The organism is Pseudomonas sp. URMO17WK12:I9, assembly GCF_900230165.1.
Taxonomy (GTDB): Bacteria; Pseudomonadota; Gammaproteobacteria; order Pseudomonadales; family Pseudomonadaceae; genus Aquipseudomonas; species Aquipseudomonas fulva.
Genome location: NZ_OCMQ01000002.1, coordinates 38,891 through 52,540, shown reverse-complemented (window position 1 = coordinate 52,540; position 13,650 = coordinate 38,891). Strand labels below are relative to the sequence as shown.

Here is a 13,650-nt window from a genome sequence, read left to right as displayed (position 1 = left end):
GGCTTAACAGGGCCTTGGAGACGGATGGCCAGTGGTGTGCGAAGCCTAGAAAAAACCCCGGCCTGGGCCGGGGTTAGTCATCACTCGTCGAGGAAGGAGCGCAGGTGCTCGCTTCGAGTCGGGTGACGCAGCTTGCGCAGCGCCTTCGCCTCGATCTGACGGATCCGCTCGCGGGTCACGTCGAACTGCTTACCCACTTCTTCAAGGGTGTGATCGGTGTTCATGTCGATGCCGAAGCGCATGCGCAGGACCTTGGCTTCACGTGCCGTGAGGCCCGACAGGACATCGCGGGTCGCTTCCTTGAGGCTCTCGACCGTGGCCACGTCGATCGGGGACTGCATGGTCGAGTCCTCGATGAAGTCACCCAGGTGCGAATCTTCATCGTCACCGATCGGGGTTTCCATGGAGATTGGCTCTTTGGCGATCTTCAGTACCTTGCGGATCTTGTCCTCAGGCATTTCCATGCGCTCGCCCAACTCTTCCGGGGTCGGCTCACGACCCATTTCCTGCAGCATCTGCCGGGAAATGCGGTTGAGCTTGTTGATCGTTTCGATCATGTGCACCGGAATACGAATGGTGCGTGCCTGGTCGGCGATGGAGCGGGTAATCGCCTGACGAATCCACCAGGTGGCATAGGTCGAGAACTTGTAACCGCGACGGTATTCGAACTTGTCCACAGCCTTCATCAAGCCGATGTTGCCTTCCTGGATCAGGTCCAGGAACTGCAAGCCACGGTTGGTGTACTTCTTGGCGATGGAGATCACCAGACGCAGGTTCGCCTCGACCATTTCTTTCTTGGCGCGGCGAGCCTTGGCTTCGCCAATCGACATGCGACGGTTGATTTCCTTGATTTCGGAAACGGTCAGGCCGGTTTCGGTCTCAAGGTCGATCAGTTTCTGCTGGCACGCAACGATAGCTGCGTCCTTTTCACCCAAGGCCGCAGCCCATTTGGTGTTGCGCTTGGCAAGGTCACCGCTCCAGGTCTGGTCGGTTTCGTTGCTCGGGAACATGCGCAGGAAGTCGGCACGCGGCATGCGGGCATCACGCACGCACAGCTGCATGATGGCGCGCTCTTGCTGACGCAGGCGGCTCAGTGCGCCGCGAACGCGCTCGACCAGCACTTCGAACTGCTTGGGTACCAGCTTGATCGGCATGAACAGATCGGCCAGTGCCTGCAGGGCAGCAATGCTTTCCTTGTGATCACGGCCGTTCTTCTTCAGGACCTTGTTGGTGGCCTGAAGCTGATCGGATACCGCGCCGAAGCGTTGGGCCGCAACGACAGGGTCCGGACCGCTTTCGGTCTCTTCTTCGTCGTCGCTGTCGGACTCTTCTTCTTCGTCCTCGGACTCTTCCTTCGCAGCGGCAGTCTTGGCGCCTGGAATCGGCACTTCCTCTGTCGGTGCTGCGATGTTGTCATCGGGATCGATGTAACCACTGAGGACGTCCGACAGACGGCCACCTTCGGTGGTGACGCGGTCGTACTCGCCGAGAATGTAATCGACAGTGCCCGGGAAGTGGGCGATGGCGCCCATGACTTCACGAATGCCTTCCTCGATCCGCTTGGCGATTTCGATCTCGCCTTCACGGGTCAGCAGCTCGACCGTACCCATTTCACGCATGTACATGCGTACCGGGTCGGTCGTGCGGCCGATATCGGTCTCAACTGCCGCCAACGCAGCAGCGGCTTCTTCGGCCGCGGCTTCGTCGGTGTCGGCTTCCGCCAACAGAAGGGCATCCGCATCCGGAGCACTCTCGAATACGTTGATCCCCATGTCGTTGATCATGCGGATGATGTCTTCCACCTGTTCAGGATCTGAAATATCCTCAGGCAGGTGGTCGTTGACCTCCGCGTAAGTCAGGTAGCCCTGCTCACGACCGCGGGTGATCAACTCTTTGATACGAGACTGCTGTTGCGCTTTTCCGGACATAACACCCTATCCACTGAAGGTCTTGGCGGGCAAAAAACAAGCCGAGGATTATACCCGAGCATGGACCTCACGCGCCAGATGAGGTCGGGTTTTGTGCGGGAACATTCCGGCTCAACAAGGCGAGAAGCTGGGTTTTTTCCTCGCTGGTCAATTCGCTTTGACGGGATTTCCTGAGCAGTTGTTCCAGGCTTCGCTCACGTTGGCGAGCGGACAAGCTAGTAATGGTGTCGAAAAACTGTTGTTCAAGGTTGTCGGCCACGATCAACCATTCCTTCTCCGCCAAGGCCCGCAGCAGGCGACCTTGTTCGGTGCCATGCCAGCGTGCGATCAGCTGCATTGAGCTTAGCCCAGGATTTTTCTGTGCAGCTTCGATCAATGCCACCAGCAGTTGGCTGTAGAGCTGTTCTTCGTCGGCAAAATGGCTGGCGTCCTCCACCTTGCCGGCCAGCAGCGGGTGGTGCAGCAGCGTACGCAGCGCCGCCAGCGTAGGCGGTTCGACCGGTGCCGGCACGCGGGGCGGGGGCTCGTCACGCTGCCACGGCTTGCCGCCCTTGCGATGCTTGTCCCAGGGTTTGTCGCTCCAGGGTTTCTTGCCGCCGGCCTTTTTTGGCGTCCAGGCTTGTTCCTGATGGGCGCCAGCATAATCGGGCTGCGGCATGTCGCCGTAATCAGGCGTGTAGCTGACCATGGCGTCGTAGTCATAGCCTGGATCGTAGTCTGCGCTGGGCGCCGCGGGGGCCTGCTGGGCCAGTTGCTCAACCTGCTGCGGATCGAGCCCGGTGATGTCCCGCAGGCGGTTGCGCATCAGCTGACGCAGGTTGGCGCCCGGAATTTTTTCGATCAACGGTGCAGCCAGGGTCGCCATGTGCGCCTTGCCCTCGAGCGAGCGAGGGTCTGCCTCGATGCTCAACTGCTCGAAGAAGTAATCGGCCAGCGGTTGGGCGTGCTGATTGATGCGGGCCATGAAGGCGTCGGTGCCTTCGGCGCGGACCAAGCTGTCCGGGTCTTCGCCTTCGGGCAGGAACAGAAAGCGCGCGCGACGGCCGTCCTGCAAGTTCGACAGGGCGGACTCCAGCGCCCGCCAGGCCGCCTTGCGCCCGGCCTGGTCGCCGTCGAAGCAGAACAGTACGCTCGGGACCACGCGAAACAGGCGCTTGAGGTGCTCTTCGCTGGTGGCAGTGCCCAGGGTGGCCACGGCGTTGCGCAAGCCCTGCTGGGCCAGGGCAATCACGTCCATGTAGCCCTCGACCACGATGATTTCGTCGAGGTTGCGGTTGTGCTTGCGGGCCTCGTACAGCCCGTACAGCTCCTGGCCCTTGTGGAACACGGGCGTTTCAGGGGAGTTCAGGTACTTGGGCTTGTCGTCGCCTAGCACCCTGCCGCCGAAGGCGATGATACGGCCACGGCTGTCACGAATCGGGAACATCACCCGATCGCGGAAGCGGTCATAGCGTTTACCGGTTTCGGCATTCTCGATCAGCAGGCCGGCATCGATCATGACCTTCTGCTGCAGCGTGTCGGCACCCAGGTGCTTGAGCAGGTTGTCCCAGCCCGGCGGCGCGAAACCCAGGCCAAAATCCCGCGCCACTTCGCCGGATAAGCCGCGGCCCTTGAGGTATTCCACCGCCGCCTTGCGGGTCGGGTGACTGCGCAGGGCCTGGCGGTAGAACTCCGAGGCGGCGTCCAGCAGCGGATACAACGGGGAATCGGTCGGCTGGCGCGGTTTCTGGTCGCGCCGGCCTTGCTCGCGCGGGACTTCCATGCCTGCCGCGCGTGCCAGTTCCTCGACGGCCTGGGGAAAATCCAGGTTGTCGTGGTCCATGACGAAGCCAAGGGCATTGCCACCGGCGCCGCAACCAAAGCAGTAATAGAACTGCTTGTCGGGGCTCACGGTGAAGGACGGGGTCTTTTCCTTGTGGAACGGGCAGCAGGCAGAATAATTCTTGCCGGTTTTTTTCAGTTGGACACGGGAGCTGACCACGTCGACGATGTCGAGGCGGTTGATGAGGTCGTCAATGAAACTCTGGGGAATCAGCCCGGCCATGGCAGTCTCGTCAATCTGGCAACTGGCAAGTCTAATCGCTCACGCGCCGAATGCAGCGGGTGATGCTTGAAGCTATGCGGGGAATAAGTGCTCGTCGCCGGCCCATAAGGCCCGTCAGTCGGACGTGCACGCCTGGCCTACAGCACAATGACCAGTTCTGACGTTTCAGGCAGGTTGCCCGCATGCACGGTGCTTGAACAGGTGCATGGAGCCTTGAGCAAGTTGCTCAAGTTTGAAACGACCACTGCCATCGCCCGGCGGTTAACCGGGCAGGGCAGAAGCTTTGCGATGAACGTCTGTATTAGTACAGACGAACGGCGCGGCGCTGTTCGCGCTGAACTTTCTTGGCGTGACGTTTGACAGCGGCAGCTGCCTTACGCTTACGCTCTGCGGTCGGCTTCTCGTAAAACTCGCGGCTACGAACTTCAGCCAGTACACCGGCTTTTTCGCAGGAGCGCTTGAAACGACGCAGAGCTACGTCGAAGGGTTCGTTCTCTTTAACTTTGACGGCTGGCATCCAGGGCTACCTTAATTCATTACCGGGGTAGACGCGCTCCTGGCAAAACAAAGGTGTGCTGGAGAACGTCGGTTTTCAAGGGTTGCGGATGTTAACCCTTAGCAAGCCGGAATGCAAAGCCTCTGATCGAAAACCGCTGGTCGGCACCTTGCACGGGGACTATCATGCGCGCCTTCGAATTCAGCCCCCACAAGGGACGAGCCCATGCTAGTACTGGGATTGGAAACATCCTGCGACGAAACCGGCGTCGCATTATACGACAGTGAGCGGGGCCTGCTGGCCGATGCGCTGTTCAGTCAGATCGACCTGCACCGCGTATTCGGCGGCGTGGTGCCCGAGCTCGCATCGCGCGATCACGTCAAGCGCATGCTGCCGCTGATTCGCCAGGTGCTGGACGAAGCGGGCTGCGTGGCCACCGAAATCGACGCCATCGCCTATACCGCAGGCCCCGGGCTGGTCGGCGCACTCCTGGTCGGTGCCTCCTGCGCCCAGGCCCTGGCCTTTGCCTGGGATATCCCGGCCATCGGTGTACACCACATGGAAGGCCACCTGCTGGCGCCCATGCTGGAAGAAAACCCGCCGGCGTTTCCGTTCGTCGCCTTGTTGGTTTCCGGCGGTCATACCCAGCTGGTGCGCGTCGATGGCATCGGTCAATACGAGTTGCTCGGCGAGAGCCTGGACGATGCGGCCGGCGAGGCGTTCGACAAGACCGCCAAGCTCATTGGGCTGAACTACCCCGGTGGGCCGGAAATTGCCCGGCTTGCCGAACGCGGCACACCGGGCCGGTTCGTGTTCCCACGACCGATGACCGATCGGCCAGGCCTGGCAATGAGTTTCAGTGGCTTGAAAACCTTTGCCCTCAATACCTGGCAGCAGTGCCGGGAGGCTGGCGACGACAACGAACAAACCCGTTGCGACGTGTCCCTGGCGTTCCAGCAGGCGGTGGTAGAGACTCTGACCATCAAGTGCAAGCGGGCGCTCAAGCAGACGGGCCTCAAGCGGTTGGTCATCGCCGGGGGGGTCAGCGCCAACAAGGCCCTGCGCGCTTCGTTGGAAGACATGCTCGGCAACCTCAAGGGCAATGTCTATTACGCCCGTCCGCAGTTCTGCACCGACAACGGAGCCATGATCGCCTATGCCGGCTGCCAGCGACTGCTGGTGGGGCAGCAGCAGGACCTGGCGATCAGTGTGCAGGCGCGCTGGCCGATGGAGCAGCTGCCGCCCCTGTAGGGCTCAGAAGTGCCGCTCGCGGCCTGCAAACAGGTCACGCAGGTTACTGCGATGGCGCCATACGATCAGGACGGTCAGTACCGTCATCGGCAGCAGGGCCTCGGGCTGGCGCCAGGCCAGCAATGGCAGGGTCAGCGGTGTTGCGATCAGCGCAGCCAGGGAACTGGTCCGGGTGAGGTACAGGGTCAGCAGCCAGGCAACGATGGCCAGCAATGCGGCAGGCAGGTACAGGCCGACCAGCATGCCGGCCGCGGTCGCGACGCCCTTGCCACCGCGAAAGCGAAAGTACACGGGGAACAGGTGGCCCAGCACTGCGCAGATACCGATCCAGGCCTGCGCGTGCAGGTCCAGCCCGGCAAGGCGGGCGAGCATTACCGGCAACAGCCCCTTGCACAGGTCGCCAAGCAGGGTCAGGATCGCCATCTTGCGCCCTGCCAGGCGCAGCATGTTGGTCGCGCCGGCATTGCCCGAACCACTGCAACGCGGGTCCGGGCTGCCTGCAAGGCGGCTCAGGACAATGGCGAAGGACAGCGAGCCGAGCAGGTAGGCGAGCAGCGCCAGTAACCAAAACATGCTAACTATTCCGGGCGAGGACGCCCTGATTCTAACGGCGCCAGTCGCCCTTGTCGTGCTGTGGAGAGAAGTGCTTGGACAGAGTGTTCATCGAAGGCCTGGAAGTCGATACCGTGATTGGTGCCTATGACTGGGAGCGGGATATTCGCCAGTGCCTGCGGCTTGACCTGAGCTTTGCCTGGGACAACAGGCCTGCGGCCGCGGGCGACGACCTCGCCCTGGCGCTCGATTACGCGAGCGTTTCGACGCGTATCCAGGGGTTCGCCGAGCAGGCACGCTTCGAGTTGGTCGAAACCTTCGCCGAGCGCCTCGTTGCCGTGTTGATGGACGAGTTCGGCATTCCTTGGGTACGCCTGAAGCTCACCAAGCCGGGCGCAGTGCCGGCAGCGCGTGGTGGTGTTGGCGTGGAGATCGAGCGCGGATGTCTCTGAGCACGGTATACCTAGGCCTTGGCAGCAACGTCGATCGGCACACCCACCTGTGTGCCGGCCTCGATGCGCTGGCCGCCATCCTGACCGACATGCGCTGCTCGCCAGCCTTCGAAAGCCAGGCGGTGGGCATCAAGAGCGGGCCGTTCATCAATTTCGTGGTGACCGGGCAGACGACGTTGCCGTTGATCGAACTGGACCGGCGGCTGAAATTCATCGAGGCCGACAATGGCCGGTATGCCCCTGATCGACTCGGCCTACCCCTGGATATCGACGTGCTGATGTATGACGACCTGCATGGCACTTTCGACGGGTTGGTGCTGCCCCGGGCCGAGATTCTGAAAAATGCCTTCGTGCTGTGGCCGTTGTCGCTGCTGGCGCCTGAACTGGTGCACCCGGGTGTAGGCAAGACCATGGCGCAGGTATGGCAAGAGGCGCAGATCGATCAGGTGCTGGCGCCAGTCGCCTTCGAGTGGCGTGGGTTGCAACTGACGCCTGGCTGATGGAGGCTCGTACTGTCGGATGCAAGTCCCGGTATGTCAGCCATCTGCTGCTGGGGTTGCCGCGCAGGTCGAGCGAGCTGCGCGGCATCGTCGCTAGCTGCCCTTGTAGGCATCGAGCGCCTGCAGGCGCTCATTTTTCAAGGCCTCACCCAATGCCTGGCCGGTGAGACCACCCTGAACCAGCGGCTTCACATCCACGGCCCGGGCAGCGGCCATAGCCCCTTGCAAGTAGTCTGCCTGCCGGTAGTCTGTCCGCCCGTTGCCCTGCGCGATCGCCCTGCACGCTGCTAGAAAGTCCTCGAAACGCTGCGGTCTGCGGTAAACGTCGAACGTTTGCAACAGATCCAGCAGCGCCTGGGCAGGCAGCTCAAAGGCCTGATTGGCCTGCTCCAGGCACTGGCTGGTCAGCATCGACAGCTCCTGGCATTCTCGCGGGGTTTTCAGGCGCTGATTGAGCGCTTTGATCGACGCGGTGGGCAAAGGATGCAGCAGACAGGCCCAGCGTATGGGCAAAGCAAGCTGAAGCTTGGCTGCCTGTTCCAGTGAGGCCAGGGTCTGGGGGTGAGGCTCCAGTTCCGGCAGCAGCACTTGCAGGGCATTGCACGCTCGCAGGACTTCGAAGAATACCTGGGGGTGCGCTTCCATCAATGCCCGCTCGATTTCCTTCCAGGTGCGTTCTGCCGTCAACGCCAGCAACTCACCCGACGCGCTGATGTGCTGCATCAACCCCAGCGTGTCGTTGGCCACCTTGAAACCCAAGGGCGCATAGCGCGCAGCAAAACGGGCCACGCGCAATACACGCAGAGGATCTTCGGCGAACGCCGGAGAAACGTGGCGAAGCAGGCGTCGATCGAGATCGGCCTTGCCCTGGTAAGGATCGTAGAGCGTACCGCACGCGTCCTCGGCCATCGCGTTGATGGTCAAGTCGCGGCGTATCAGGTCTTGCTCCAGTGTGACGTCCGGGCTTGCGTGAAAGGTAAACCCACCGTAGCCCCTGCCGCTCTTGCGCTCGGTGCGGGCCAGCGCATATTCCTCACCGGTCTTGGGGTGCAGGAACACCGGAAAGTCGGCGCCTACCGGGCGAAATCCTTCGGCAAGCATGTCTTCAACCGTGGCGCCTACCACAAGCCAGTCGATATCACTGACCGGGCGCCCGAGTAGACGGTCGCGTACAGCGCCCCCCACTTTGTAAATGTGCATAGGTAACTCCCCCTGATTGCCGACAGCATAACCTGCCGGCCGCCCGGGGGCGCATCACAGGTGGTGAATGACCGCCATGTCCAGGCGTCCGTAGTCAGAGCCTTCGCCGTGCTCGCCACGGGGCGGCATATGATGGGTTTTCATCACCTGGTCGCCTTGCACGGTCTCCAGGTGAATATCGAACCCCCACAACCGATGCAGGTGTTTGAGCACCTCTTCGGTCGAACTCCCCAAGGGCTTGCGGTTGTGTTGCTGGTGACGAAGCGTCAGTGAGCGATCTCCGCGACGATCAACACTCCATATCTGCACGTTCGGCTCGCGATTGCCGAGGTTGTATTGGGCAGCCAGTTGTTCACGGATGGTGCGATAACCCGCATCATCGTGTATGGCAGGCACGTAAAGCTCGTCCCGCTGGTCATCGTCCAGGATGCTGAACAGTTTCAGATCACGCATCACCTTGGGCGACAGGTACTGAAGGATGAAACTCTCGTCCTTGAAGCTGCTCATGGCGAACTTGAGGGTCGAAAGCCAGTCGCTGCCGGCAATGTCGGGGAACCAATGGCGATCTTCCTCCGTGGGTGCCTCGCATATGCGCCGAATGTCGGTGTACATGGCAAAGCCCAGTGCGTATGGATTGATACCGTTGTAATAGGGGCTATCGAAACCTGGCTGGAAGACCACGCTGGTATGGGACTGAAGGAACTCCATCATGAAGCCTTCGGTGATCAGCCCCTCGTCATACAGATCGTTCATCAGCGTGTAGTGCCAGAAGGTCGCCCAGCCCTCGTTCATCACCTGTGTCTGGCGCTGCGGATAGAAATACTGGGCGATCTTGCGCACGATACGCACCACCTCGCGCTGCCAGGGTTCGAGCAGTGGCGCGTTCTTCTCGATGAAGTAGAGGATGTTTTCCTGGGGTTCGGCGGGGAAACGCATGTCGTCCCGCTCACTGGCCTTGTCGGCACTTTTGGGAATGGTGCGCCATAGGTCGTTGATCTGCCGTTGGAGGTGCTCCTCCCGGTCCTTCTGGCGGCGACGTTCTTCCTCGGCGGAAATGGGGTAGGGGCGCTTGTAGCGGTCCACCCCGTAGTTCATCAGAGCGTGGCAAGAGTCGATGAGGTCTTCCACCGCATCGATCCCGTGACGTTCCTCGCACTGGGCGATGTACTGCTTGGCAAACACCAGGTAATCGATGATGGAGCTGGCATCGGTCCAGGTGCGGAACAGGTAATTGCCCTTGAAGAAACTGTTGTGCCCGTAGCAGGCATGAGCGATCACCAGGGCCTGCATGCACATGGTGTTCTCTTCCATGAGGTAGGCGATGCAGGGGTCAGAGTTGATGACGATTTCGTAGGCAAGCCCCATTTGCCCGCGGCTGTAGGATTTCTCGGTACTGAGGAACTGCTTGCCGTAAGACCAGTGGTGATAACCCAGCGGCATTCCGACCGAGGCGTAGGCATCCATCATCTGCTCGGCGGTGATCACCTCGATCTGGTTGGGGTAGGTGTCCAGGGCGTAACGTTCGGCCAGGCGGCCGATTTCCCGGTCGTAGGTCCGGATCAGGTCGAACGTCCACTCTGAGCCGGTGGAGATGGGCTGGCGTCTCTGTGCTCTGGCGGTCATGTGGCTAACCTGCGCTGGAAGAGTTCACGGAAGACCGGGTAGATATCGCCGGCCGATACCAATTGCTGCTGCGCGAACGTGTCGGGGAAGGCATTGCCGATACGTTCGTACTCGTACCAGAGCGCCTGATGTTCACGTGGGGTGATTTCCACGTAAGTGTAGTACTGAACGTGCGGCATGATCTGCCGGGTGAGGATGTCGCGGCAGATGGGTGAGTCGTCGTTCCAGTTGTCGCCGTCCGAGGCCTGGGCCGCGTAGATGTTCCAGTCACTGGCCGGGTAGCGTTCGGCCATGATTTCCTGCATCAGCTTCAAGGCACTGGAAACGATGGTGCCGCCGGTTTCGCGACTGTAGAAGAACTCCTCCTCATCCACTTCGCGCGCGCTGGTGTGGTGCCGTATGAACACGACTTCGATCCGGTCGTAGTTACGCTTGAGGAACAGATACAGCAGGATGAAGAAGCGCTTGGCAATGTCCTTGGTGGCCTGGGTCATCGAACCCGAGACGTCCATCAGGCAGAACATGACCGCCTTTGAACTGGGGTTCGGTTGTTTCACCAGCAAGTTGTACTTGAGGTCGAAGGTGTCGAGGAAGGGCAGACGGTTGATACGCGCCTTCAGCCGCTCGATCTCCTGCTCGATTTCCTGGATGTCGGTGAAGTTGTCAGGCTCCTCGACGCGCAGGCGGGCAAGTTCTTTCTGGGCTTCGCGAAGCAGGGCACGGCTGCTGCCGGTCAATGCGATCCGCCGGGCATGGGCCGAGCGCAGCGTACGTACGATATTGATGCGTGACGGGTTACCCTCGCTTGCAATACCTGCGCGCACATTCTTGAAGGTGTCTGCACCGGTCAGGTGACGCTTGACCAGGTTTGGCAACTCCAGGTCCTCGAACATGAACTCGAGGAACTCCTCCTGGGTGATCTGGAAGACGAAGTCGTCCATGCCGTCACCGGCGTTGCCGGCCTTGCCACGGCCACTGCCGCCGCCGCCACCCTGCGGACGGGGAATATGCTCACCTGCAGTGAATTCCTTGTTACCCGGGTGTACGACGGTCTGCTTGCCGCCACGGCCATGGTGCAGCACCGGCTCGTCGATATCACGGCCAGGGATGCTGATCTGTTCGCCGTGCTCCATATCCGTGATGGAACGGCGACTGACCGCTTCTTCCACGGCCTTCTTGATGTGATCACGGTACCTGCGCAAAAAGCGCTGGCGGTTGACCGTGCTCTTGTTCTTGCCATTCAGGCGTCGGTCGATAACGTAGCTCATGGTTCCTCCTGCGGGGAGCAGCTGCAAGCCATAAGCTTCAAGCTGCAAGAAAGAGCAGCCGCCGCAGCTGCGGGCACTGGCGCCGAACGGGTGCCCGGCGCCGGCCAGCGTGAAGCCTGCGGCTTGTCGCTTGCCGCTTTATTGCGATTTCCTGACCCGCAGGTACCATTCCGACAGCAGACGCACCTGCTTGTCGGTGTAGCCACGCTCCACCATGCGCGTGACGAAGTCGTTGTGTTTCTGTTGATCCTCTTTGCTGGCCTTGGCGTTGAAGCTGATGACGGGCAGCAAGTCTTCGGTGTTGGAGAACATTTTCTTCTCGATCACCACCCGCAGCTTCTCGTAGCTGAGCCAGCTTGGGTTCTTGCCATTGTTGTTGGCACGGGCGCGCAGTACGAAGTTGACGATCTCGTTGCGGAAATCTTTGGGGTTGCTGATACCCGCCGGTTTCTCGATCTTCTCCAGCTCTTCGTTCAGGGCGATGCGGTTGAGAATCTCGCCGGTTTCCGGGTCGCGGTATTCCTGGTCCTGGATCCAGAAGTCGGCATACAGCACATAACGGTCGAAGATGTTCTGGCCGTACTCGCTGTAGGACTCCAGATAAGCCGTCTGGATTTCCTTGCCGATGAACTCGATGTACCGGGGGGCGAGGTATTCTTTCAGGTAGCGCAGGTAGCGTTCGCGTACCTCGGCCGGGAATTGTTCCTGCTCGATCTGCTGTTCAAGCACGTACAGCAGGTGCACCGGGTTGGCCGCCACCTCATGGGGGTCGAAGTTGAACACCTTAGACAGGATCTTGAAGGCGAAGCGGGTCGACAGGCCGTTCATGCCTTCATCGACGCCGGCCGAGTCGCGGTATTCCTGGATGGACTTGGCTTTGGGATCGGTGTCCTTGAGGTTTTCACCGTCATACACCCGCATCTTCGAATAGATGTTGGAGTTGTCAGGCTCCTTGAGGCGCGAAAGGACGGTGAACTGAGCCAGCATTTTCAACGTGTCCGGGGCACAGTGGGCCTTGGACAGCGAACTGTTGACCAACAACTTGTCGTAGATACGGATCTCGTCGCTGACCCGCAGGCAGTACGGTACCTTCACGATGTAGATACGGTCGATGAAGGCTTCGTTGTTCTTGTTGTTACGGAAGGTGTGCCATTCGGATTCGTTGGAGTGCGCCAGCAGGATCCCGGAATAGGGGATGGCGCCCAAACCTTCCGTACTGTTGTAGTTGCCTTCCTGGGTGGCGGTCAGCAGTGGGTGGAGCACCTTGATGGGCGCCTTGAACATCTCGACGAATTCCATCAGGCCCTGGTTGGCGCGGCAAAGCGCGCCTGAATAGCTGTAGGCGTCGGCGTCGTTCTGCGGGAATTCTTCGAGCTTGCGGATATCCACCTTGCCCACGAGCGCAGAGATGTCCTGGTTGTTCTCGTCGCCAGGCTCGGTCTTGGCGATGGCAATCTGGTTGAGGATGGACGGATAGAGCTTGACCACCTTGAACTTGCTGATATCGCCGCCGAATTCCTGCAAGCGCTTGGTGGCCCACGGCGACATGATGGTGTTCAGGTAGCGCCGCGAGATGCCGTATTCTTCCTCGAGGATGGCCCCGTCTTCAGTGGCGTTGAACAACCCTAGCGGTGATTCGAAGACCGGCGACCCCTTGATGGCGTAGAAAGGCACCCGTTCCATGAGTTGCTTGAGCTTTTCGGCCAGGGAGGATTTGCCGCCACCCACGGGGCCGAGCAGGTACAGAATCTGTTTCTTCTCTTCCAGGCCTTGGGCGGCATGGCGGAAGTACGACACGATCTGGTCGATGCACTCTTCCATGCCATGGAAGTCGGCAAAGGCCGGGTAGCGCCGGATGACCTTGTTGGAAAAGATGCGCGACAGCCTGGAGTTGGTAGAGGTGTCGATCAGCTCTGGCTCACCGATGGCCAGCAACAGGCGCTCGGATGCCGATGCGTAGGCGCTACGATCCTCCTTGCACAGTTCCAGGTACTCCTGCAGCGAGAGTTCTTCCTGGCGCGTGGACTCGAAGCGTTGTTGGAAGTGGCTAAAAATACTCATGACGTCACCTCGCTCGATACGTTGAGACGACGCCGGATCAGTCAGCTGATGCTGGCATGCAAGCGGCACTGCCGATTGCCATATACCCCCCAAACACCCTATAGCGCTACCGATGACCCGCACGCCGGTGTACCGGCTCTCCCCTTTTTCCGGATGGCCTGCGCTTAAGGATAGTTGGTAATCGGCAAGGTCAAGGGCGTGGGTGACGGAAGTTGCCAGCGACCGTTCGTCAGAACGGTCTCAAGCCCGCACATGGCGCGGGCTGCAGTGACGAT

General features: G+C 60.5%; 11 protein-coding genes. 3 read left to right on the top strand and 8 right to left on the bottom strand.

The window, feature by feature from the left end; translation table 11 throughout:
- Positions 1 to 80 precede the first annotated feature (80 nt).
- The 3 genes from rpoD to rpsU form a co-directional block, all read right to left on the bottom strand.
- On the bottom strand, positions 81 to 1,928 hold the full coding sequence (gene rpoD / locus CRP40_RS04890; protein WP_027913617.1) for an RNA polymerase sigma factor RpoD: 1,848 nt from the start codon (positions 1,926 to 1,928) through the stop codon (positions 81 to 83).
- A 67-nt stretch (positions 1,929 to 1,995) separates the two neighbouring features.
- A complete protein-coding gene (gene dnaG, locus CRP40_RS04885; RefSeq protein WP_027913618.1) occupies positions 1,996 to 3,972 on the bottom strand; it encodes a DNA primase in 1,977 nt (658 codons plus the stop codon).
- A 301-nt stretch (positions 3,973 to 4,273) separates the two neighbouring features.
- Positions 4,274 to 4,489, bottom strand: coding sequence for a 30S ribosomal protein S21 (gene rpsU / locus CRP40_RS04880; RefSeq protein ID WP_003255575.1), 216 nt, complete (start codon positions 4,487 to 4,489; stop codon positions 4,274 to 4,276).
- A 204-nt stretch (positions 4,490 to 4,693) separates the two neighbouring features.
- Here rpsU and tsaD point away from each other — a divergent pair, with 204 nt between their 5' ends.
- Positions 4,694 to 5,719, top strand: coding sequence for a tRNA (adenosine(37)-N6)-threonylcarbamoyltransferase complex transferase subunit TsaD (gene tsaD / locus CRP40_RS04875; RefSeq protein WP_027913619.1), 1,026 nt, complete (start codon positions 4,694 to 4,696; stop codon positions 5,717 to 5,719).
- Positions 5,720 to 5,722: 3 nt separating this feature from the next.
- Here tsaD and plsY read toward each other — a convergent pair whose 3' ends face one another.
- The gene (gene plsY, locus CRP40_RS04870) at positions 5,723 to 6,292 is read right to left on the bottom strand and encodes a glycerol-3-phosphate 1-O-acyltransferase PlsY (protein ID WP_027913620.1); all 570 of its coding nucleotides are present in this window, start codon (positions 6,290 to 6,292) and stop codon (positions 5,723 to 5,725) included.
- A gap of 74 nt (positions 6,293 to 6,366) precedes the next feature.
- Here plsY and folB point away from each other — a divergent pair, with 74 nt between their 5' ends.
- Both folB and folK read left to right on the top strand, forming a co-directional pair.
- Positions 6,367 to 6,723 carry a dihydroneopterin aldolase gene (folB, locus tag CRP40_RS04865; RefSeq protein WP_027913621.1) on the top strand — a complete coding sequence of 119 codons (357 nt, stop codon included), beginning with the start codon at positions 6,367 to 6,369 and terminating at the stop codon, positions 6,721 to 6,723.
- Positions 6,714 to 7,223 carry a 2-amino-4-hydroxy-6-hydroxymethyldihydropteridine diphosphokinase gene (gene folK, locus CRP40_RS04860; protein WP_027913622.1) on the top strand — a complete coding sequence of 170 codons (510 nt, stop codon included), beginning with the start codon at positions 6,714 to 6,716 and terminating at the stop codon, positions 7,221 to 7,223. The genes folB and folK overlap by 10 nt, the downstream gene beginning before the upstream one ends.
- A 93-nt stretch (positions 7,224 to 7,316) precedes the next feature.
- On the opposite strand, the gene CRP40_RS04855 is transcribed toward folK, so the two are convergent.
- From CRP40_RS04855 to CRP40_RS04840, 4 genes are all read right to left on the bottom strand, one after another.
- Positions 7,317 to 8,423 (bottom strand): multifunctional CCA addition/repair protein, encoded by a 1,107-nt coding sequence (locus CRP40_RS04855; RefSeq protein ID WP_027913623.1) that lies wholly within the window; start codon positions 8,421 to 8,423, stop codon positions 7,317 to 7,319.
- A 54-nt stretch (positions 8,424 to 8,477) separates the two neighbouring features.
- Complete coding sequence (locus CRP40_RS04850; protein ID WP_027913624.1) at positions 8,478 to 10,046, bottom strand: SpoVR family protein; 1,569 nt, start codon at positions 10,044 to 10,046, stop codon at positions 8,478 to 8,480.
- Positions 10,043 to 11,314, bottom strand: a complete 1,272-nt coding sequence (locus tag CRP40_RS04845) for a YeaH/YhbH family protein (RefSeq protein ID WP_027913625.1) — start codon at positions 11,312 to 11,314, stop codon at positions 10,043 to 10,045. The genes CRP40_RS04850 and CRP40_RS04845 overlap by 4 nt, the downstream gene beginning before the upstream one ends.
- Positions 11,315 to 11,452: 138 nt before the next feature.
- Positions 11,453 to 13,375: a PrkA family serine protein kinase gene (locus CRP40_RS04840; RefSeq protein WP_027913626.1), complete on the bottom strand. Its 1,923-nt coding sequence runs from the start codon at positions 13,373 to 13,375 to the stop codon at positions 11,453 to 11,455.
- Positions 13,376 to 13,650: the final 275 nt, after the last annotated feature.